The 21,362-nt window shown below is 68.3% G+C and carries 19 protein-coding genes; 9 read left to right on the top strand and 10 right to left on the bottom strand.

Translation table 11 applies throughout. The features are described 5' to 3' along the window. Positions 1 to 3: 3 nt before the first annotated feature. From BPET_RS13105 to BPET_RS13080, 6 genes are all read right to left on the bottom strand, one after another. Positions 4 to 1,149 carry an ABC transporter permease gene (locus BPET_RS13105; protein ID WP_012249502.1) on the bottom strand — a complete coding sequence of 382 codons (1,146 nt, stop codon included), beginning with the start codon at positions 1,147 to 1,149 and terminating at the stop codon, positions 4 to 6. After that, positions 1,146 to 2,120 carry an ABC transporter ATP-binding protein gene (locus BPET_RS13100; RefSeq protein ID WP_012249501.1) on the bottom strand — a complete coding sequence of 325 codons (975 nt, stop codon included), beginning with the start codon at positions 2,118 to 2,120 and terminating at the stop codon, positions 1,146 to 1,148. Before BPET_RS13100 ends, BPET_RS13105 begins: the two co-directional genes overlap by 4 nt. Then, entirely contained in the window at positions 2,117 to 3,106 is a 990-nt protein-coding gene (locus BPET_RS13095) for an HlyD family secretion protein (protein ID WP_012249500.1), read from the bottom strand. The genes BPET_RS13100 and BPET_RS13095 overlap by 4 nt, the downstream gene beginning before the upstream one ends. A gap of 3 nt (positions 3,107 to 3,109) precedes the next feature. Beyond that, complete coding sequence (locus BPET_RS13090; RefSeq protein WP_012249499.1) at positions 3,110 to 3,862, bottom strand: TetR/AcrR family transcriptional regulator; 753 nt, start codon at positions 3,860 to 3,862, stop codon at positions 3,110 to 3,112. 78 nt (positions 3,863 to 3,940) lie between these two features. Further along, positions 3,941 to 5,539 carry a glycerol-3-phosphate dehydrogenase/oxidase gene (locus tag BPET_RS13085; RefSeq protein ID WP_012249498.1) on the bottom strand — a complete coding sequence of 533 codons (1,599 nt, stop codon included), beginning with the start codon at positions 5,537 to 5,539 and terminating at the stop codon, positions 3,941 to 3,943. A gap of 26 nt (positions 5,540 to 5,565) precedes the next feature. Continuing rightward, a complete protein-coding gene (locus BPET_RS13080; RefSeq protein WP_012249497.1) occupies positions 5,566 to 6,372 on the bottom strand; it encodes a DeoR/GlpR family DNA-binding transcription regulator in 807 nt (268 codons plus the stop codon). A gap of 135 nt (positions 6,373 to 6,507) precedes the next feature. Here BPET_RS13080 and BPET_RS13075 point away from each other — a divergent pair, with 135 nt between their 5' ends. The 6 genes from BPET_RS13075 (at position 6,508) to BPET_RS13050 (ending at position 12,499) form a co-directional block, all read left to right on the top strand. Then, the gene (locus BPET_RS13075) at positions 6,508 to 7,581 is read left to right on the top strand and encodes an ABC transporter ATP-binding protein (RefSeq protein WP_012249496.1); all 1,074 of its coding nucleotides are present in this window, start codon (positions 6,508 to 6,510) and stop codon (positions 7,579 to 7,581) included. After that, complete coding sequence (locus tag BPET_RS13070; protein WP_012249495.1) at positions 7,581 to 8,666, top strand: ABC transporter ATP-binding protein; 1,086 nt, start codon at positions 7,581 to 7,583, stop codon at positions 8,664 to 8,666. The genes BPET_RS13075 and BPET_RS13070 overlap by 1 nt, the downstream gene beginning before the upstream one ends. Further along, positions 8,663 to 9,544 carry a carbohydrate ABC transporter permease gene (locus BPET_RS13065; RefSeq protein WP_012249494.1) on the top strand — a complete coding sequence of 294 codons (882 nt, stop codon included), beginning with the start codon at positions 8,663 to 8,665 and terminating at the stop codon, positions 9,542 to 9,544. Before BPET_RS13070 ends, BPET_RS13065 begins: the two co-directional genes overlap by 4 nt. Then, positions 9,537 to 10,349 (top strand): carbohydrate ABC transporter permease, encoded by an 813-nt coding sequence (locus BPET_RS13060; protein WP_012249493.1) that lies wholly within the window; start codon positions 9,537 to 9,539, stop codon positions 10,347 to 10,349. The genes BPET_RS13065 and BPET_RS13060 overlap by 8 nt, the downstream gene beginning before the upstream one ends. A gap of 12 nt (positions 10,350 to 10,361) precedes the next feature. After that, positions 10,362 to 10,670, top strand: a complete 309-nt coding sequence (locus BPET_RS13055) for a DUF2160 domain-containing protein (RefSeq protein WP_012249492.1) — start codon at positions 10,362 to 10,364, stop codon at positions 10,668 to 10,670. Positions 10,671 to 10,768: 98 nt separating this feature from the next. After that, positions 10,769 to 12,499: an ABC transporter substrate-binding protein gene (locus BPET_RS13050; RefSeq protein WP_012249491.1), complete on the top strand. Its 1,731-nt coding sequence runs from the start codon at positions 10,769 to 10,771 to the stop codon at positions 12,497 to 12,499. 337 nt (positions 12,500 to 12,836) lie between these two features. On the opposite strand, the gene BPET_RS13045 is transcribed toward BPET_RS13050, so the two are convergent. From BPET_RS13045 to BPET_RS13030, 4 genes are all read right to left on the bottom strand, one after another. Next, complete coding sequence (locus BPET_RS13045) at positions 12,837 to 13,976, bottom strand: lipoprotein (protein WP_041862886.1); 1,140 nt, start codon at positions 13,974 to 13,976, stop codon at positions 12,837 to 12,839. A gap of 67 nt (positions 13,977 to 14,043) precedes the next feature. Then, the gene (locus tag BPET_RS13040) at positions 14,044 to 14,637 is read right to left on the bottom strand and encodes a restriction endonuclease (RefSeq protein WP_050978239.1); all 594 of its coding nucleotides are present in this window, start codon (positions 14,635 to 14,637) and stop codon (positions 14,044 to 14,046) included. A 33-nt stretch (positions 14,638 to 14,670) separates the two neighbouring features. Then, on the bottom strand, positions 14,671 to 15,360 hold the full coding sequence (locus tag BPET_RS13035) for a DUF502 domain-containing protein (RefSeq protein WP_012249489.1): 690 nt from the start codon (positions 15,358 to 15,360) through the stop codon (positions 14,671 to 14,673). A 45-nt stretch (positions 15,361 to 15,405) separates the two neighbouring features. Beyond that, entirely contained in the window at positions 15,406 to 15,876 is a 471-nt protein-coding gene (locus BPET_RS13030) for a winged helix-turn-helix transcriptional regulator (RefSeq protein ID WP_012249488.1), read from the bottom strand. A 139-nt stretch (positions 15,877 to 16,015) separates the two neighbouring features. Here BPET_RS13030 and BPET_RS13025 point away from each other — a divergent pair, with 139 nt between their 5' ends. The 3 genes from BPET_RS13025 (at position 16,016) to BPET_RS27445 (ending at position 21,358) form a co-directional block, all read left to right on the top strand. Next, positions 16,016 to 17,320, top strand: coding sequence for a D-amino acid dehydrogenase (locus BPET_RS13025; RefSeq protein ID WP_012249487.1), 1,305 nt, complete (start codon positions 16,016 to 16,018; stop codon positions 17,318 to 17,320). A gap of 298 nt (positions 17,321 to 17,618) precedes the next feature. Then, entirely contained in the window at positions 17,619 to 18,737 is a 1,119-nt protein-coding gene (locus BPET_RS13020) for a metallophosphoesterase family protein (protein ID WP_041862885.1), read from the top strand. Further along, the gene (locus BPET_RS27445; RefSeq protein WP_012249485.1) at positions 18,734 to 21,358 is read left to right on the top strand and encodes an AAA family ATPase; all 2,625 of its coding nucleotides are present in this window, start codon (positions 18,734 to 18,736) and stop codon (positions 21,356 to 21,358) included. Before BPET_RS13020 ends, BPET_RS27445 begins: the two co-directional genes overlap by 4 nt. Positions 21,359 to 21,362: the final 4 nt, after the last annotated feature.

Genomic DNA, 21,362 nt, shown 5'->3' with positions numbered 1-21,362 from the left:
GATTCAGTCCAGCGTGCGGCGATAGAACTTCACGGCCAGCGCCATGATCAGGGCGGTGAACAGCAGCAGCGGCCACACATGCGGCCACAAGTCGGCCCAGCCGTTGCCTTTGAGCAGAATGCCGCGGATCAGGCGGTTGAAATACGTGAGCGGCAGCAGGTTGCCTATGTGCTGCGCCCACACGGGCATGCCCTGGAACGGAAACATGAACCCCGACAACAGGATGTTGGGCAGGAAATAGAACATCGTCAGCTGCATGGCCTGCAGCTGGTTCTGCGCCAGCGACGACAGCGTGATGCCCACCGTGAGATTGGCCGCCACGAACAGCAGCGCGGCCAGGTAGACGGCCAGCAGACTGCCCATCAGCGGCACATGGAATACATACAACGCGGCCAGCAGGATGATGGTGGCCTGTATGAGGCCGATGGCGATATAGGGCACGATCTTGCCCGTCATGACTTCCAGCGGGCGCACTGGCGTGGCCAGCAGGTTTTCCATGGTGCCGCGCTCGCGCTCGCGCGTCATGGCCAGGCCCGTCATCATGACCAGCGTCATGCTCAGGATCACCCCCATCAGCCCCGGCACCGTGTTGTACTGGGCGATCTGCTCTTCGTTGTACAGGCGGTGCACGCGCACTTCGAACGGCGGCTGGCCGCCCGCCAGGTGCGCCAGCGGGCCGGTCAGGTCTTTGCGGGCCACAGCCTGGCTGAGCTGCGTCGCCGCGCCCACTGCCATGCCGGTGGCCATGGGGTCGGTGGCGTCGGCCTCGATCAGCAGCGCGGGGCGCTCGCCGCGCAGCAGGCTGCGCGTGAAACCGGGCGGAATGTTCAGCACGAACAGCACCCGGCCCTGCGCCAGCGCGGCGCGCCCGGCCTCTTCGTCGGGCAGTTCTTCGACAATATGGAAGTAGTCGGACGCCTTCATCGCCGACACGAAGGTGCGTGTGAATTCGCTGTGGTCGGACACGATCACCGCGGTGGGCATCTGCTTGGGGTCGGTGTTGATGGCGTAGCCGAACAGCGCCAGCTCCATGATGGGAATGCCGACAATCATGCCGAAGGTGATGCGGTCGCGGCGCAGCTGCAGGAATTCCTTGCGCACCATGCTCCACCAGCGCGCCCACGAAAAGCGCCGTTCACGGACTGTCATGCGGGGCTCCAGTTGTCGGTGGAATGGTTCATCAAGTAGATGAATACGTCTTCCAGGCTGGTGTCGACCGGCTCCAGCTTCAGGTCGCCGCCGGCCACCGCCTGGCGCAGGGTACGCTCGAGCAGGGCGTGGTCTTTGCCGCTGACATGCAGCGCCGAGCCGAAGGCCACCGTCTGGTCCACGCCGGGACTGCCGCGCAGGCGCTGGCCCAGCGGCACCAGGTCGCGGCCGTGGATGGCCCAGGTGGCCAGCCCCTGTTCGGCCGTGACGCTCGCGGCGGTGCCCTGCGTCAGCAGGCGGCCGTAGGCCAGGTAGGCCAGCTTGTGGCAGCGTTCGGCCTCGTCCATGTAGTGGGTGCTGACCAGCACCGAGATGCCGCGCGCGGCCAGGGCGTGCAACTCTTCCCAGAAATCGCGCCGCGCGGTGGGATCGACGCCGGCGGTGGGCTCGTCGAGCAGCAGCAGTTGCGGTTCATGCAGCAGGCAGGCGGCCAGCGCCAGCCGCTGCTTCCAGCCGCCCGACAGCGAGCCGGTGAGCTGGTTGGCGCGGCTTTGCAGGCCCAGGCCTTCCAGGGCCTGCTCCACGGCCTGCCGGCGGTCGGGCATTTCGTACATGCGTGCCACGAAATCGAGGTTCTCGCGAATGGTGAGATCTTCCCAGTACGAGAATTTCTGCGTCATGTAGCCCACGTGCCGCTTGATGTCGGCGCTCTGGGTCAGGATGTCGTAGCCCAGGCACGTGCCGCTGCCCGAGTCGGGCGTGAGCAGGCCGCACATCAACCGGATGCAGGTGGTTTTGCCGCTGCCGTTGGGGCCCAGGAAGCCGTAGATCTCGCCGCGCCCCACCTGCAGCGAGACGTCGTTGACCACGTGCTTGTCGCCAAAATGTTTGTTCAGGCCGCGCACGTCGATGACCAGGGCGCCGGCAGAGGGCGGGGTGGCAGAGGTTGGGCGGGCAGAGGCTGGCGTCATGGCAGCGTGACCTCGACGGGCTGGCCGGGGTGCAGGCGGGTGGCGTCCCGCGGGGCCGGGTGGGCCTCGACCATGTAGACCAGCTTGCCGCGGCTGTCGCGGCTGTAGATCACGGGCGGGGTGTATTCGGCCTCGGCGGCGATATAGCTGATGGTGGCCGCGACCGGTTCGCCGCAGGCGTCGCAACGCGCCCGCACCGCCTGGCCCGAGCGCAGCCCGCCCAGGGCGGTCTCGGGCACGAAGAAGCGCAGCTTGATGTTGCCGGGCGGCAGCAGCCGCACCACGGGGCTGCCGGCCGGCACCCATTCGCCTACCCGGTACAGCGTATCGAACACCCGCGCGGCCTGGGCGGCGGCCACCTGTTTCTGCGCCAGCGCCCAATCGGCCTGCGCCAGCCCGGCGCGGGCGGCTTCGACCTGGGCGTCCTGGGCGCGCAGTTGCTCGTCGCGGCCCGGCAGGCCAGCCACTTGCAACTGGGCGCGCAGTTCGCGCACGCGGGCCGCACTGGACTGCGCCTGCGCGCGGCTGTCGTCGAGCTGCGCGCGCGCGATGCCGCCGGCCTGGAACTGCACGCGATCGCGCGCCAGCTGCGCGGCGGCCCGTTTGGCTTCGGCCTCGGCCTGCGCCAGCTGCGCGCGCACGACATCGACTTCGGGCGCGCGCTTGCCGGTGGCCAGGTCTTGCCGCTGCGCCTGCGCTGACGCCAGGCGCGCGCGTGCCTCGCGCTGCGCTTGGGCTTCGGGGTCGGCTTCTAGGGCGAACAGCGGCGCGCCGGCCTGCACCTGCTGGCCGCGCGCCACATGCAGGGTTTGCAGGCGGCCGGCCTGCGAGGCGGCCATGTAGACGAATTCGCCTTCGACATAGCCTTGGTAGAAAGGCGCGGCATCGTTGCCGCAGGCCGCCAGCCACAGGGGCAGGCAGCCCAGCGCCAGGCGGCGCCAGGGGGTAATGCGCAATAGGGCGGGCAGGCGGAAAAGGGCGGGCATGGGTCAGCGTCCTTGCCGGGTGGGGGTGCGGCGCGCGGCGGGACGCCGCGCGCGGGGTTCGGAAGGGAACAGTCCGCCCGCGAGCAGGGCGGTGGCATGGGCGGCGATGGCGTCGGCGTCCAGGCCGGCGGCGCGGCCCTGGGCGTCCCAGATGCGTTGCCATAGCGCCGAGGTGGCCAGCGGCAGCAGCGTCATGCCCAGGATGGACAGGAACACCAGGCGCGGCTCGATGCCGGGGTTCACCGCGCCTTGCTGCTGGGCCGACGTGATCGTGGCGGCGAAGGCGTGCAGGCGTTCGACCGGCAGGTAGCGAAAGACTTTCTCGCGCAGTTGCCCGCCTTCGTTAACCACTTCACGCATCCAGAGCGGCGCCAGCCAGGGGCGCTCGGCCGCGCACTGCATGATGCGCGCGACGACCTGCGCCACCATGGCGCGCGGCTCGGGCGGCGTCGGCGGCGCGGCGCCAGGGCCATTGCCGGCGGGCAGGGCCGCCGGCGCCCAGACGGAGGCGATGACCGGCGCCAGGCGTTCGGCCACCACGACGTCGATGAGTTGTTCGCGGTTCTTGAAGTAGTAGTGGACCATCGCCGGCGTGACGTCGGCGCGGCGCGCGATGTGCGCGATGGTGGTGGCGGCGACGCCCTGCGCGGCGAACAGCGCGGTGGCGACGTCCAGCATGGCGTCGCGGCTGTCTGCGCGTTGCGGGCGGGCGGGGCGGCCGAGCTTGCGGGCGGGCCGTGGCGTTGAAGTAGGCATGCCGGCAGTTTAATTAATTATTTAATTAATTAAAAGAGGGCGGCGCGGGGCCGGACCCAGCCAGCCCCGAGGCCTTGCTTAATCGAGCCGGTAATGCGCGGCGGTGCGGGTGAAGTCTTCGACCGTGGCGCGTTGCCAGGCCGCGTCATGACCCAGCTCTTCGGCCAGGATGCGCGCGACTTCGGGCGCGGCCAGCAGGGCCGCCTGGCTGTCCAGGAACAGCGCGCGGTTGCGCCGCGCCAGCACGTCTTCGGCGCTGCGCGCCAGTTCATGGCGCGCGGCGAATCGCACGTGGGCTTCGGTCAGCCCGCTGGCCTTGACCAGGATGTGTTCGCTGCCGGGCAGGGCGCGCAACGTCGGCAGGTCGCTGCCGTAGTAGCTGTCGGGCGTGCCGGGCGCCGGTGCGTCGGGCCCGGGCGCGCCGCCCGCGCCATGCAGCGGCAGGTCGGCGGTGCGGCAGCCCGCCTGCGGCAGCAGCTGGTGCTGGATGGCGGTATCGACCACGTCCTGCGCCATTTTGCGGTAGGTGGTCCATTTGCCGCCGGTGACGGTGACCAGGCCGGCGCGCGACACCACGATGGTGTGCTCGCGCGACAAGGTTTTGGTTTCGCCGGTGGCCTTGACCAGGGGGCGCAGCCCCGCCCAGACGCTGGTGACGTCGGCGCGGGTGGGTTTGCGGCTGAGATAGCGCGCGGCGGTCTGCAGGATGAAATCGACCTCGGTGGCGGTGGCGGGCGGATCCAGCGGCAGGTCGGCGCGCGGGGTGTCGGTGGTGCCGACGAGGGTGTGGCCATTCCAGGGCACCACGAACAGCACGCGGCCGTCGTCGGTCTTGGGAATAAGAATGGCCTTGTCGCCGGGCAGGAATTCGCGCGGCAGAACCAGGTGCACGCCCTGGCTGGGCGCCACCATGGTCTGCGCCTGGGCGTCGTCCATGCGGCGCACGCTGTCCACCCAAACGCCCGCGGCATTGACCACGCAGCGCGCGCGCAGCGTGACTTCGCCGCCGCCCAGCACGTCTTGCGCAATCACGCCGTCGATGGCGCCTTTCTCGTTGCGGGTAAGGCCGCTGGCGCGCACGTAATTGACGGCGGTGCCGCCCAGGTCGAACAGGGTGCGCATCAGGGCCATGGCCAGGCGCGCGTCGTCGAACTGGCCGTCGTAGTACAGCACGCCGCCGCGCAGGCCGCGCCCGGCTACCGACGGGGCCACCGTGGCGGCCTGGGCCAGTGTTTCGGCGCGCGACAGCCAGCGGCTGGGCGACAGATTGAGCTTGCCCGCCAGCATGTCGTACATCTTGAGGCCGATGCCGTAGAAGGGCTGGTCGAACAGGCCGTAGGCCGGCACCACGAAACCCAGCGGCCAGACCAGGTGCGGCGCGTTGCGGTTAAGCAGCCCGCGCTCGTGCAGGGCTTCGCGCACCAGCGCGATGTTGCCCTGGGCCAGGTAGCGCACGCCGCCGTGCACCAGCTTGGTGGCCTTGCTGGACGTGCCTTTGGCGAAATCGGCGGCTTCAAGCAAAAGCGTGCGGTAGCCGCGCGATGCGGCATCGACCGCGGTGCCCAGTCCGGTGGCGCCGCCGCCGATCACGATGACGTCCCAGGCGGCGTTGTCGTTCAGCGTTTCGAGCAGGGCGGCGCGGCCGGGCACAGGCAGGGATGCGGGGTTGGGATTCATGTTGGGACGTATGGCGGGAATAGGGGTCAGGCGCTGCCGCGCGGTTCGTCGTCGGCGGCGTCGGGGTCGGCGGCAGCGATCTCGCAGCGCACGCCGGACTCTTGCAACACTTGCGCCAGGGGTTCTTGAGGGTAGGCGTCGGTGAAGAAGCGGTCGATTTGCGAAATGTGGGCCAGTTCGACCATGGCCTGGCGCTGGAACTTGCTGCTGTCGGCCGCCAGCCAGACCTCGCGCGATTGCTCGATGATGCTGCGCGCCACCCGCACTTCGCGGAAATCGTAATCGCGCAGCGTGCCGTCGGCCTCGATGCCGGAAATGCCGATCAGGCCGATGTCGACCTTGAACTGGCGGATGAAATCGACCGTGGCCTCGCCGACGATGCCGCGGTCGCGCGGGCGCACCACGCCGCCGGCCACGATGATTTCGCAATCGGGGTTATCGGACAGGATGTCGGCCACGTGCAGGTTGTTGGTGATGACTCGCAGGCCACGGTGGCGCAACAGCGCGCGCGCGATGGCCTCGGTGGTGGTGCCGATGTTCAGGATCAGCGAACAGCCGTCGGGCACGGCCTGCGCCACGGCCCGCGCGATGCGCTGCTTGGCTTCGGCGTGCAGCCCCTGGCGCTTGCGGTAGGCGATGTTCTCGATGGTGGAGGCTTCGATGCGCACGCCGCCGTGAAAGCGCGACAGCAGCCCGGCCTCGGCCAGCAGGTTGACGTCGCGCCGCACGGTTTGCAGCGTGACGTCGAAATGGCGGGCCAGGGCTTCGATGGTGGCCGACCCCTGGGATCGGACCATTTCCACCAGGGCGCTTTGGCGAGGATTCAGTGTCATATTCGCATCATAAAACAACAAAAGCGAAAAATAATGCCGCGCTGCAAGATTGTTTTTCTTTCGCTTGTTAGGTAAAACGCAAAAAAGCAAAAAAACAACGAAAGCGAAGCGCATTCGTCCATCTGGAGGAGAACGATGCAGTTGACGCTGGACCAGATCGCCCTGCAGGCCGGGTCGCAAACCCACCTGTATCCCATGAGCCTGACCCCCGTGCCCGGCGCCATGACGGTGCTGCTGGGCGCCACGCAGGCGGGCAAGACTTCGCTCATGCGCATCATGGCGGGCCTGGACCGCCCCACCGAAGGCCGGGTCCTGGTCGACGGCGCCGACGTTACGGGCGTGCCGGTGCGGCGCCGCAACGTGGCGATGGTGTACCAGCAATTCATCAACTACCCGTCGATGACGGTGTACGACAACATCGCGTCGCCGCTGAAGCTGCGCGGCGCCGCCGAGATCGCGGCCCGCGTGCGGGCGATGGCCGAGCGCCTGCACATCGAGCATCTGCTCGAGCGCCATCCGGCCGAGCTGTCCGGCGGCCAGCAACAGCGCGTGGCGCTGGCGCGCGCCCTGGCCAAAGAGGCGCCGCTGGTGCTGCTGGACGAGCCGCTGGTCAACCTGGACTACAAGCTGCGCGAAGAATTGCGCGACGAACTGGCGGCTTTGTTCGCCGGCGGCGGCTCGACCGTGGTGTACGCCACCACCGAGCCGGCCGAGGCGCTGCTGCTGGGCGGCTATACCGCTGTCATGGATGCCGGCGAACTGCTGCAGTACGGGCCGGCGGCGCAGGTGTTCCACCAGCCCGCCTCGCTGCGGGTGGCGCAGGCGTTCAGCGACCCGCCCATGAACCTGTTCGCCGCCCGGCGCGGCCACGACACCATCACGTTGCCCGGCGGCGTAACGGCCGCGTATCCGTTGCCCGACGGCGGCGCGGCGGAAATCACGGCGGGCCTGCGGGCCGGCGCGTTCCATGTTACGCCCGCCACCGGTCGCGTGGCGCTGCCAGGCTCGGTCAAGCTGGCCGAGATTTCCGGGTCGGACACCTATGTGCACGCAATGACCGCGGCCGGGCCCGTGGTGGCGCAACTGCCCGGCGTGCACCGCTACGAACTGGAGGACCCGTTGACCCTGTATTTCGAGCCGGCCAGTCTGTATGCCTTCGACGCCGACGGCCGCCTGCTGGCCGCCGGCCGCCCCGCGGGAGCAGCCTGATGGCGGCCATCGAACTGGATCTGGCCCATTCGTACGTCCGCGCGCCCAGCTCGGACGACGACTACGCCTTGCTGCCGCTGCGCTTCACGTTTCGCGACGGCGGCGCCTATGCGCTGCTGGGCCCCTCCGGCTGCGGCAAGACAACCTTGCTGAACTGCATTTCGGGCCTGCTGCGCCCTTCGCAGGGCCGCATTTTGTTCGACGGGCGCGACGTGACCAACCTGACGCCGCAACAGCGCAACATTGCCCAGGTGTTCCAGTTTCCGGTGGTGTACGACACCATGACGGTGGCGCAGAACCTGGCGTTTCCGCTGCGCAACCGCGGCATGGAGCCGGCGCGCATTCGCGAGCGGGTCGGCCGCATCGCCGAAATGCTGGATATGTCGGCGCAGCTGGACCGGCGCGCCAGCGGGCTGTCGGCCGATGCCAAGCAGAAAATCTCGCTGGGTCGCGGCCTGGTGCGCAGCGATGTGTCGGCGGTGCTGTTCGACGAGCCCTTGACCGTGATCGACCCGCACCTGAAATGGCAGTTGCGTCGCAAGCTGAAGGAAATCCACCAGGAACTCGGGCTGACGCTGATCTACGTCACGCACGACCAGACCGAGGCGCTGACATTCGCCGAGCAGGTGGTGGTGATGTCGCGCGGCAAGGCGGTGCAGATCGGCACCCCTGACGATCTGTTCGAGCGGCCCGCGCATACCTTCGTGGGGCATTTCATCGGCTCGCCGGGCATGAACTTCCTGCCCGCGCAGTGGCGCGATGGCGCGCTGGCGGTGGGCACGCGCCGCCTGTCGGGCGTGCCGGCCGGCATGGCCGAGGCCCTGGCCGGCGCGGGCGAGGTGCGCCTGGGCGTGCGGCCCGAGTACCTGCAGCCTTGTACCGCGGGCGCCCAGGGCGCCGTGCCGGTGCGCATTACCCGCGTGCAGGATCTGGGCACCTACTTGCTGCTGACGGGCGACTTCGAAGGCGCCACCTTGCGCGCCCGGGCGCGCGCCGGCAGCGCGGCCGCCCAGGGCGACACGGCGTGGCTGCCGCTGCTGAACCCGCACACCTGCTTCTACCGCAACGAGGAGCGCATTTCATGAAGCCCATCAACCAACGCGCCTGGCTGCTGGTGCTGCCGGTGGTGATCTGCGTGGCGTTCTCGGCCATCCTGCCCTTGATGACCATCGTGAACTACTCGGTGCAGGACATCATCTCGCCCGACCGCCGCGTCTTCGTGGGCACCGAATGGTATGCCATGGTGCTGCAGGACGAAGAACTGCACGGGGCGCTGTTGCGCCAGATCGGTTTTTCGCTGGCGGTGCTGGCCATCGAGATCCCGCTGGGCATCCTGCTGGCGCTGTGCATGCCCGCCACGGGCTGGCGCGCCTCGGCGGTGCTGGTGGTGATCGCGCTATCGCTGCTGATTCCGTGGAACGTGGTGGGCACCATCTGGCAGGTGTTCGGACGCACCGACATCGGCCTGATGGGCGCGGCCCTGACCTGGCTGGGCGTCGACTACCACTACACCGGCGACCCGCTCGACGCGTGGCTGACGGTGCTGGCCATGGACGTCTGGCACTGGACGCCGCTGGTGGCGCTGCTGTGCTATGCGGGCCTGCGCGCCATTCCCGAGGCCTATTACCAGGCCGCGCGCATCGACGGTGCATCGCGCCTGGCGGTGTTCCGCTACATACAACTGCCCAAGCTGCGGGGCGTGCTGATGATCGCCGTGCTGCTGCGCTTCATGGACAGCTTCATGATCTACACCGAGCCTTTCGTGCTGACCGGCGGCGGGCCGGGCAACGCCACGACTTTCCTGTCGCAATACCTGACCCAGAAAGCCGTGGGCCAGTTCGACCTGGGGCCGGCGGCGGCGTTTTCGATTGTGTATTTCCTGATCATCCTGCTGCTGTGCTTCATGCTGTACAACTGGATGTTGCGGGCCGGCACGGCCGCCGAGGAGACCACCCATGGATAAGCGCGGCGCTGCCTGGCGCGGGGCCTTCCTGGCGCTGTACCTGCTGTTCGCCATCCTGCCGCTGTACTGGATGCTGAACATGTCGTTCAAGACCAATACCGAAATCGTCAGCACCCTGACGCTGTGGCCCAGCCATTTCACACTGGAGCACTATCGCACCATCTTCACCGACCCGGCCTGGTATTCGGGCTATATCAATTCGTTGATCTACGTGGCCATCAACACGGTGGTGTCGCTGGCCGTGGCGTTGCCCGCGGCCTACGCATTCTCGCGCTACCGCTTCATCGGCGACCGTCATGTGTTCTTCTGGCTGCTCACCAACCGCATGACGCCGCCCGCGGTATTCCTGCTGCCGTTTTTCCAGCTGTACAGCTCGCTGGGCCTGATGGATACGCACCTGGCGGTGGCGTTGGCGCACCTGGTGTTCAACGTGCCGCTGGCGGTGTGGATTCTGGAAGGCTTCATGTCGGGCGTGCCGCGCGAGATCGACGAAACCGCCTATGTGGACGGCTATTCATTCCCGCGCTTCTTCCTGACTATTTTCCTGCCGCTGATCAAGTCCGGCGTGGGAGTGGCGGCTTTTTTCTGCTTCATGTTCAGCTGGGTCGAGCTGCTGCTGGCACGCACCCTGACCTCGGTGAACGCCAAGCCCATCGTCGCCACCATGACCCGCACGGTGTCGGCCTCGGGCATGGACTGGGGCGTGCTGGCCGCGGCGGGCGTGCTGACCATCGTGCCCGGCGGCATTGTCATCTGGTTCGTGCGGCACTACATCGCGAAGGGGTTCGCGATGGGCCGGGTATAGGAGGGCAGGGCCATGTTCCAGTGGATGGTGTGGACGACGCCGGTGGCGGTGTTCTTCATCTGCGTCGCCCTGATGCTGGCGGGCATGACGGTGTGGGAACTGAAATCGCCCACCCGGCTGCGCAAGGGCTTTTTGCCCATTGCCACCACGCGCGGCGACCGCCTGTTCATCGGGCTGATGGCCGCGGCCTGGGTCAACCTGGCCTATGTGGGCCTGGGCGAAAAGATGATGGACTGGTTCGCGCTGGATGATCCGCCCACGGTGTGGATCAGTTTCGTGGCTTCGATGCTGCTGCTGGCGTGGATCATGCGCAAGGGATAGGCAAGCCGACAAAGAGCTGTAGCGTACGGCCGCCGGCCGGCATCTTCCCAGGCCGCGGTCTGCAGCAAAAGACGGGAAGGTATAACGAGGAGGAAGTCATGAAATTGCGATTGCAAGTCATGGCGGCAAGCATCGCCTTGATCGGGTGGTCGGCCGCGTGGGCAGGAGTGCCCGAGGCCGAGAAATGGGTCGACTCCGAATTCCAGCCGTCGACGCTGTCCAAAGACAAGCAGATGGCCGAGATGCAATGGTTCATCGACGCGGCGGCCAAGCTCAAGGCCAAGGGCGTCAACGAGATCAACGTGGTGTCCGAAACCATCACCACCCACGAGTACGAGTCCAAGACGCTGGCGCGCGCCTTTACCGAGATCACCGGCATCAAGGTCAATCACGACCTGATCCAGGAAGGCGACGTGGTCGAGAAGCTGCAGACGTCGATGCAGTCGGGAAAATCCATCTACGACGGCTGGATCTCCGATTCTGACCTCATCGGCACGCACTACCGGTACGGCGCCATTCTGCCGCTGTCCGACTACATGGCCGGAGCCGGCAAGGACTGGACCAACCCCGACCTGGACCTGAAGGATTTCATCGGCACCAAGTTCACCACCGCGCCCGACGGCAAGCTGTACCAGTTGCCCGACCAGCAGTTTGCCAATGTGTACTGGTTCCGCGCCGACTGGTTCGCCCGTCCGGACCTGCGCGAGAAATTCAAGGCCAAGTACGGCTACGACCTGGGCGTGCCCACCAACTGGTCGGCGTACGAAGACATTGCCGATTTCTTCACCAATGACGTGAAGGAACTCGACGGCAAGAAGATCTACGGTCACATGGATTACGGCAAGAAAGATCCCTCGCTGGGCTGGCGCTTCACCGACGCGTGGCTGTCGATGGCGGGCGCGGCCGACAAGGGCCTGCCCAACGGCATGCCGGTGGACGAATGGGGCATCCGCGTGGCCGATGACAAGTGCACGCCGGTGGGCGCCTCGGTAGAGCGGGGCGGGGCCACCAACAGTCCGGCGGCCGTCTACGCGCTGACCAAATACATCGACTGGATGAAGAAGTACGCGCCGCCGCAGGCCATGGGCATGACGTTCTCGGAATCGGGGCCGGTGCCCGCGCAGGGCCACATCGCCCAGCAGATCTTCTGGTACACCGCCTTCACGGCCGACATGACCAAGAAGGGCCTGCCGGTGGTCAACGAAGACGGAACGCCTAAGTGGCGCATGGCGCCATCGCCCTATGGGCCGTACTGGAAAGACGGCATGCAGAACGGCTATCAGGACGTGGGCTCATGGACTTTCTTCAAGTCCACCGACCCCGACCGTCTGGCCGCCGCCTGGCTGTACGCGCAGTTCGTCACGTCCAAGACCGTGTCGCTGAAGAAGTCCATCACCGGGCTGACGTTCATCCGCGACAGCGACATCCATAGCGACTACTTCACCAAGAACGCCGACCGCTACGGCGGCTTGATCGAGTTCTACCGCAGCCCGGCGCGGGTGGCATGGACGCCCACCGGCAACAACGTGCCCGACTATCCCAAGCTGGCCCAGCTGTGGTGGAAGAACGTGGCCACGGCGGTCACGGGCGAACAGACGCCGCAGAAGGCCATGGACAACCTGGCTGACGAAATGGACCGCGTCATGGCGCGCCTGGAACGCGCCGGCATGAGCCACTGCGCGCCCAAGCTCAACAAGAAGAGCGATCCGTCGAAATGGCTGTCCGACGAGCACGCGCCGTGGAAGAAGCTGGCCAACGAAAAGCCGCAAGGCCAGACCATTCCGTACGACCAGCTGCTGCAAGCCTGGAAGGAGGGCAAAGTTCGCTGAACCTGAATGCGCGCCAGGTGTCTGACTCCGCAGGCGTCAGACACCGCCGAGCGCCTCGGCTGTTTCGCTAAAGCGCGGGGTCAGGCACCTGCGGCGGCTGTTTCGCTAAAGCGCGGGGTCAGGCACCTGCGGAGCCTGACCCCTGGGGCGGCCGCCGCGCGACACCGGGCGCCGCATAACGCCGCCGCATCACGTCGCCGCATCACGTCGCCGCATAGCGTCACGTGGCTGACTCCGTAGATACCGTCTTGGCAGTCAAGCGGGTAATGCGTAATCGTCAGGTGTCTGACTCCGTAGGTGTCAGACACCGTTGTGCCGCGCCGCGCAGCCGTACAGTTCACGCATCGGGCAGTACGATCTGCGCCGTGCCCGGCAGTACCCATTGCGCGCATTCGCGGGTGGCGTCGATGCAGCCGCCTTCGGCGTAGACGCCTTGCGGGTCGCGCCGCCGCAGCATGCGCGCCAGAATGTCCCGCACCATGGCCGGGTCGGCCAGGCTGCGCGCCACCCGCTCTTCGACGATGGCTTCGTCCAGCACCAGCCGGCCCTGTCCGTCCTGGCGCGCGCCGTCACGCCAGTGGTAGATCTCGACGCACTTGCTGGTCAGGGTGTAGGGCTGGTCGCGCTTCCAGAAATTGTTGAACAGGCCGCTACCCAGGTAGAACACCCACGAACCTTCGTAACCTTCCACGTTGGACGAGTGCGCGTCGGGGTTGCGGAACCACAGCCGGTCGCCTGGCACGTAGTAGCGGGGCGGCAGCGGAGCGTCCATCGAGCCGTATTCACGCAGGAACACGTCATGGAACGGCCCGGACATGATGGCGCGCGTCTGCCATTGGCGTTCCAGCCGCGCGTACAGCGCCGGATGCGCATCCCGCAGTTCCAGGGCAATGCCCAGCAGCGTGACGTATTCGGTGGCGCGGTAGCAAGAAAACGAATACAGCTTGCCCGAGGCATCGGGCTGCGTGGCCTTCTGCAAGGCCTCGATCAACGACACGCCCGGCTCGATGGTGAAGCCGCGCGCCTCGTCGTAGCGCCAGTAACCGGCCGGCCGTTCGGCCTGTTCGGTGTCGAAGGCCAGGGCGGTTTTGCGGGCGGCCTGCACAATGTGCTGGCGGATGCGCACGGCGCTGCGCAGCTCGGCGGCGTCGGGAAACGGAAAGGCTACGGGCCCGAGCAACATGGCCAGCAGGATTTCACGCGCCAGGTCGTCGGCACGGGCTTCGGTATCGAGCCCCAGGCGGGCGCACAGCGCGGTGGTGTCGCGCTGGGGCGCCTGGTCCAGCAGGGCCTGGCTGGGTTCGAAATGCATGGCGTGCGGACCGTCGGGCACCGCCTGCACGTACCGCGCCAGGCCCAACCCCTGCAGAAAGTTTCGAGCCGCCTGGCATTCGGCCTGCAGCGCGCCGGCGTCGGGCGCGGCAATGCGGATGCCTTGCCGCGGGGCGGGCGGGCAAGACGTTTCGATGGGGGGCATGGGTGGGCTCCGAAGCGCGGCGCGCGGGCAGTGAGGGAAGGCTGCGCGCGCCGTCAGGCGCCAGATTCTACTGCTGGCGGGGCGCTTGCGGCACACCTGCCGGCAGCAGGCGCGCCAGCGCCTCGGCATCCATGAAACTGATGTTGTGGCGGGCGGCGTAGTCGCGGGCCGGCGCCGAGGGGGCGCCCAGTGCCACGTAGATGCTCGTGCCGGCGCCGGCACTGGCCCGGGCGGCTTCCAGCCGTTGCAGAGGCTCGACGCCGGTATGGGCCGCCTTCCAGCGGCGCGCGGCCAGCAGGGCGCGGCCACCGCCGGCGCGGGTGACTTCGAAATCGGCCGCCGCGCCATCCAGGCGCCTGACCTCGCAGCCGTCGCGGCGCAGCGCGGCTTCCAACGCGTCGGCAAAGGCGGGCCAGGACAGCGCGGCCAGGGCGCTGGCGGTTTGCTCGACCCGCGCCGGCGAAGGCTTGCCGCGCTGCTTCCAGGCGGCGATGCCGGCAATCGCCAGGAACGGAATGGCCGCAAAGACCGGAAACGGCGCGTAGGCAGGCGGCAGCGCCGCCAGTCCGATGATGATCAGTACGGCCGCCACCAGCAGGCTGATCCACCATGGGGAGCGCAGCAAAATGGCGAACAGCGAGTTCTTGGCCATGAGTTTCATGGAAAATTCCTGGGCAGGCGGGTCTGGGCGGGTTCAGGGAGCCGCGGGCGGGCCAGGCGGGACGGCCGCTGGCGCCTCGGAGGCAGGCGGGGTGGCAGGCGGAGTAGCAGGCGGCTCGGGCCGCGCCGCGGGCGAACCGTCGGGGCTGCGCGCCATCCACGCAATCAGCGAGGCGCGCATGGCTTCCTCGACAGACATATCAATGGGCTGCACCCAGTCGGTGGGCACGAATACGGTATAGCCGCCGATCATGTAGCCCATGGGCAAATACACGGCCACGCGCTCGCCCGGCAGGAAGCCGTCGGGCAAGCCGTCGGCGCCGCGCCGGGTGATGAGGCCCACCAGTTCGAGCGGCTGGCCCGGAATGCGCAGGATCACCACGTGCTGCGTGTCGGTCTTGGCGCTGGGCGAGAAGTAGTCGGCGAAGCTCTTGAGCGACGAATAAATGCTCTTGACCACCGGCAGGTTGGTGAACGGCATCTCCACCAGGTGGAAAACGCGTTGCACGCGCTCTTTCGAGACCAGGTAGCCGATCAGCAGAATACCCAGCACGCCCAGCACCAGGCCCATGCCGGGAATGTAGAAACTGCCGATGAACGGGCTGAGCAGGGCCAGCGCCGCCCGTTCGGTCCAGGCCAGCAGGATGTACAGCACGTAGATCGTCAGCGCGATCGGCAACACCGTGATCAGCCCGCGGAAGAAATATCGGTACAGGCGCGTCATGAGTACAGGTCTCCGGTTGGGCGCGAGGGCCTCGTGCTATCGACGTTAGTGGCCATGGGTGGGCAGGAACAGGGTTTCCTTGATTTCTTCCATGACCACATAACTGCGCGATTCCGCCGACGCGGGCAGGCGCTTGAGGATTTCGCCCAGCAGCCGGCGGTATTCGTTCATTTCGGTGAGGCGGGCCTTCACCAGGTAGTCGAAGTCGCCCGAGACCAGGTGGCATTCCATGACTTCGGGCACGTAGAGCAGTTCCTGCTTGACCTTGTCGAACATGTCGCCCGACTTGGCCGACAGCTTGATTTCCAGGAACACCAGCAAGTTTCGGCCCAGGGCGGCGGGATTGACGCGCGCATGATACCCGGCGATGACGCCCTCGCGCTCCAGCCGCTTGACGCGCTCGGAACAGGGCGTGGCCGACAGGTTGATGCGTTCGGCCAGGTCGGTGATGGAGATGCGTCCGTCGCGCTGCAGAATGTCGAGGATTTTCAGGTCGATACGGTCGAGTTCGCGCATTTCACTCTTGCCGGGCCTCCCAGGCCCGGACCGCCAGTCGAAAAATGGATTGGAGCGGGTGATTTTAGTGCTTTTCACTGCTTCGCCGCTTCTAGACTATTTGAATGTTCGTGTGACATGTCTAAATCGGGGAATTCTCATGCACGTCATCGTCCTGGGCAGCGGCGTCATCGGCACCACGACCGCGTATTACCTGGCCCGCCAGGGCGCCAAAGTCACGGTGCTCGACCGCCAGCCCGAGGCTGCCTGCGAAACCAGCTACGCCAACGCCGGGCAGGTGTCGCCGGGCTATTCCACGCCCTGGGCGGCGCCCGGCATTCCCTTCAAGGCGCTGAAGTGGCTGTTCCAGAAAGACGCGCCGCTGGCGATCCGGCCCGACGGCACGCTGTACCAGTGGCGCTGGATGGCCGCGATGCTGGCCAACTGCACGGCCGGCCGCTACACCGTCAATAAAGAACGCATGCTGCGCCTGGCTGAATACAGCCGCGATTGCCTGCGTGAGCTGCGCGCCGACACCGGCATCCAGTACGAAGCCCGCACGCTCGGCACGCTGCAGTTGTTCCGCAGCGCCAGCCAGTATCAGGCGGCCCAGCGCGACATCCAGGTGCTGGACGCCTGTGGCGTGCCCTACGAATTGCTGGACAGCGCCCGTCTGCAAACCGTCGAGCCGGCGCTGGCCCGCACCGCGCACAAGCTGGCCGGCGGCCTGCGCCTGCCCAACGACGAAACCGGCGATTGCCGCCTGTTCACGCGCCGCCTGGCCCAACTGGCGGCCGGCCTGGGCGTGGAGTTCCGCTATGGGCAAGACGTCGAGGCCCTGGTGGCGGGCGGCGCCGAGATCCGCGGCGTGCGGGTCGGCGGCGAAACCCTGGCGGCCGACCGCTATGTGGCGGCGTTCGGCAGCTATACGCGCGGGTTCCTGGCCCCCCTGGGCCTGGAGCTGCCCGTCTACCCGGTGAAGGGGTATTCGCTCACCATCCCGCTGGCCAGCGCCGAGGCGGCCCCGGTATCCACGGTGCTCGACGAAACCTACAAGGTTGCCATCACGCGCTTCGACAACCGTATCCGGGTTGGCGGCATGGCCGAGCTGGCGGGATTCGACCTGGGCCTGAACCCGGCGCACCGGCGCACGCTGGAGCACGTCGTGACCGATCTGTATCCCGGTTGCGGCGAGGTCGCCCAGGCCGAGTTCTGGACCGGCCTGCGCCCCATGACGCCCGACAGCACCCCCATTGTGGGCGCCACGCGCTACGCCAATCTGTTCCTGAACACCGGGCACGGCACGCTGGGCTGGACCATGGCCTGCGGCTCCGGCAAGGTGGTGGCGGATCTGGTCACCGGCCAGCGGCCCGCCATCCGCGCCGATGACCTGGCCCTGGCGCGCTACCAGGCCGCGCAGACGCGCCACGCCGGGCCCGCGCTGGGCGAGCGCTCGGCGGCGTAGTCCCGGGACATTGGTGGCAGGCAGCGGTGTCAGGCACCCTGCGGGAGCCTGACACCTGCCGCGACCGGGCCTCACCGTACCAGACCGGATCGGACCAGACCGGATCGGACCAGACCGGATCGGACCAGACCGGATCGGACCAGACCGAACTCGCAGAACCCCGCAGAACCCCACAGGTGTCTGACTCCCGTCAGGGTGTCAGACACCGCCCCGTCGCATACATCCCGCCCGCCACGCGCCATATGCCACAATCGCGGCATGACGCGCCGCCGTGGCGCAGGCACTCCGCGGGCAACTCGTGATTCATCTCATCCATACCGCCGATTGGCAGATCGGGCGGCAGTACGGCCAGTTCGACACCGATGACGCCGCCATGCTGGCCGAGGCCCGCTATGCGGCGGTGGCTCGCATCGCCGCACTGGCGACCGAGCGGCGCGCCGACGCGGTGCTGGTGGCGGGCGACGTATTCGACACCCAGGCCGTGTCCGACCGCAGCATTCGCCGCTTGTTCGATGCGCTGGCCGGCTATGCCGGCCCCTGGGTGCTTATTGCCGGCAACCACGACGCGGCGCTGGCCGACAGCGTCTGGTCGCGGGCGCACCAGCTCGGCTGCATCGGGGCCAACGTGCATGTGCCGCTGCGGCCCGGCGTGGTTGACCTGCCCGGCCTGAACCTGGCCGTGCTGGCCGCGCCTCTGACGCAGCGCCACACTTACGACGACACCACCGCCGTGTTCGATACGCTGGCTACCGAGCCGGGCCGCGTGCGGGTGGGGCTGGCCCACGGCAGCGTGGCCGGCCGGCTGCCCGATACGGTGGATTCCGCCAATCCCATTGCCGCCGACCGCGCGGCCCGTGCCAGGCTCGACTATCTGGCCCTGGGCGACTGGCACGGCTGCCTGCAAATCGACGCCCGTACCTGGTATGCCGGCACGCCCGAGCCCGACCGCTTCCGCGCCAATGCCTCGGGCTGTGCGCTGGACGTGCGCTTGCCCGGCGCTGGCGCCGAGCCCGTGGTCCAGACGCTGCCAGTGGCGCAATACCGATGGGCGCACTGGACCGAATCGCTGGTGCTGCCATCCGATGCCGAAGCGCTGGCACAGCGCCTGCAGGCCCTGGGCGCGCACGACGTGCTGCGCCTGGAGCTCTCCGGCCAGTTGCCGCTCGATGCCTGGGACATGCTGCAAGAATCCGTGGCACGCGCCGCCGCGCGCACGCGCGCCTTGCTGCTCGATGCCGCCAACGTGTCCCTGGCGCCTGGCGCGCAAGACCTGGCAGCCCTGGGGGCGAGCGGCTACGTGGGCGAAGTGGCCGCGCAACTGCAAGCGCTACAGGACGATCCGGCCCAGGCTTCGGCCGCCAGGCAGGCCTTGCGCCTGCTGGTGCAATTCCAGCGCGAACGGGCGGAGTCGCCATGAAGCTGCGCCGTATCGCGCTAGAAGAATTCCGCAAGTTCCGCGGCGCCGCCGTGCTGGACGATCTGGCCGACGGCCTGAACGTCATCGCCGGTCCGAACGAGGCCGGCAAGAGCACCTTCGTGGCCGCCATCCGCGCCGCGTTCCTGGAACGCTACAAGACCACCAAGGTGGCCGGCCTGGCGCCGTGGGGCGCGCAGGGCGCCAGGCCCTCGGTCGAGATCGAATTCGAGCACGGCGGGCGCCGCTATCTGCTGCGCAAGTCGTTCCTCAGCCGTGCGCGCTGCGAGCTGCTGGTCGACGACGGCGCCGAGCGCCATGAAGGCGAGGCAGCCGAAAATACGCTGGCGGGCCTGCTGGGGTTCGAATTTTCCGCCAAGGGCACCAGCCGGCCCGAGCACGGCGGCATCCCAGGTCTGCTCTGGATCCAGCAAGGCGAAGGGCAGAACCTGGCCGAACCAGCGGGCCATGCGCAGGGTCACCTGCGCGAGGCGCTGACGCGTCTGACCGGGGAACTGGCCTCGGCCGACGGCGATTACCTCTACGAACGCATCGAGACCGAACGCGCCGCATTGCGTGATGCACGCAGCGGCCGGCCCAAGGGCGCCTACAAAGAGGCCGAAGACGCCAGCCAGCGGGCCGCGCAGGCCGCCGAAGCGCTGGCCGCCGCCAAGCGGGCGCTGGATGCCGACGTAGACCGGCTGGCCGCGCTGCGGCGCGACCACGACAAGGCGCAACATGAGCAACCCTGGCTCGATTTCGAACAGCGCGCGGCGCAGGCGCGCGCGCGCCTGGCCGAGATCGACCGCGAGCGCGAGGCGCTGGCCGGCCTGCAGCGTGAACTGGCGCAGGCCGACGATACCCTGGCGCTGCTGCACGACCAGGTCGAGCGGGACCAGCGCGATAGCGCGGCGTTGCGCGAACTGCGGGCCCAGGCCGAAGCGGCCTCGGCCGGCCTGGAGCCGGCCCGTGCCGCGCTGCAGCGGGCCCTGCAGCGGCAACAGCAGGCCGACGAGCAATTAGCACATTGCCATGCGCAGGTGGCCGCCGCGCAGCAGGCGGCACAGCGGCGCGACTGCGACGAACAACTGCAGCGGCTGGACCGCGAGCTGCAGCGCCTGGACGAGGCCATTGCCCAAGCCGGGAAGTTCGCGCAACAAATCGACGCCCTGCAGCGCGACGTTGCCGGGCTGGCGATCGATGAAGCCGGCCTGCGCGGCCTGCGCGAACTGGAACAGCGCATCGCGCATCTGCAGGTGCAGCAACGCGCGGGCGCGACCCGGCTGGAACATCGCCTGGAAGCCGGCCGCCGCATCGACATGGGCGAGTCGGCATTAACGGACTCGGGCGAAGTGCTGCTGGCCGAGGCGACCGAATTGCGCATTCCCGGGGTTGGCACTTTGCGCATCGAACCGGGCGGGCGCGACCTGCCGGCGGTACTCGCGGCGTTGCACACGGCGCAGGCCGAGCGGCAGGGCCTGCTTGCGCGCCTGGGCGCCGTCAGCCTGGCCGAAGCCGAGACGCGGGCCGCCGCCCACGAGCGGGCGCGCCGCGACCTGGATATGGCGCGCCAACATTTGCGGATCCAGGCGCCCGAGGGCGTCGACGCATTGCGGGCAGCCCAGCGCCAGGCCCATGAGCGCCGCGCGCAACTGCAGGCGCTGCGAGCCGGTTTGCCCGACGCCGCCGCGCCCGTGAGCCTGGAGCAGGCGCAGCAGGCCTTGCGCGCGGCCACGGCCGAGGCCGGACATGCCGCCCAGGAGGTGGTGTCGGCGCGCACCGCGCTCGATACGCAGCAGGCCAGCACGCAGGTGCTGCAAGCCCAGTGGACGGCGCGGCAGGGCGAGTTCGACGCCGCCGGGCGGGCTGCGCAGCGCGAGCAACGCGGCGCCAGACTGGTCGAGGCGAGGGCGCGGCGCGACACGCTGGCGCAGCGCGCCCAGGCCGCGCAGGCGGCCCTGCAGGCGCATCAGCCCGAGATCATCGAGCAGGATGCCCGGCGCTTTGAACAATCGGCGGCGCTGGCCCGCGATGCGCACCAGCGCCGCCACGCCGAGCTGCTGCAATTGCAGGGCAAGCTTGAACAGGCCCAGGCCCAGGGGCTGGGCGAGCAACTACTGCAGGCGCAGGCCGATGCCCAGCGGCTGGCGCGGCGGCGCGACGAATTCGCCATGCGGGCGCGGGCGCTCGACCTGCTGTGGCAGCTGGTCGGCGAGCGGCGCGCGGCGGCCACGCAGCGCCTGCTCGATCCGCTGGCGCGCCGGCTGCAGCATTATGTGGGCCTGTTGTTTCCTGGCGCGCAATGGCGCCTGGACGATGCGCTGATGCCCGCGGCGCTGGCGCGCGGCAAAGGCGACGATGCGATCGAGATGCTCAGCTTCGGTACGCGCGAGCAGCTGGGCGTGCTGGCGCGGCTTGCCTATGCCGATCTGCTGCAGCAGGCAGGCCGCCCGACGCTGCTGGTGCTGGACGACACCCTGGTCCATGCCGACGACAGCCGGCGCGAACTGATGAAGCGGGCCCTGTACGACGCGGCCTCGCGCCACCAGGTGCTGCTCTTTACTTGCCACGCCGAAGCCTGGCAGGACATGGGAGTCGGGGTGCGGGAAGTGCCGGCCGCCTGAGCAG

Origin of the sequence: Bordetella petrii (genome assembly GCF_000067205.1) — a bacterium.
GTDB lineage: Bacteria > Pseudomonadota > Gammaproteobacteria > Burkholderiales > Burkholderiaceae_B > Bordetella_A > Bordetella_A petrii.
Note: the sequence above shows the minus strand (reverse complement) of the source record. Positions and strands in the feature narration are given on the sequence as shown.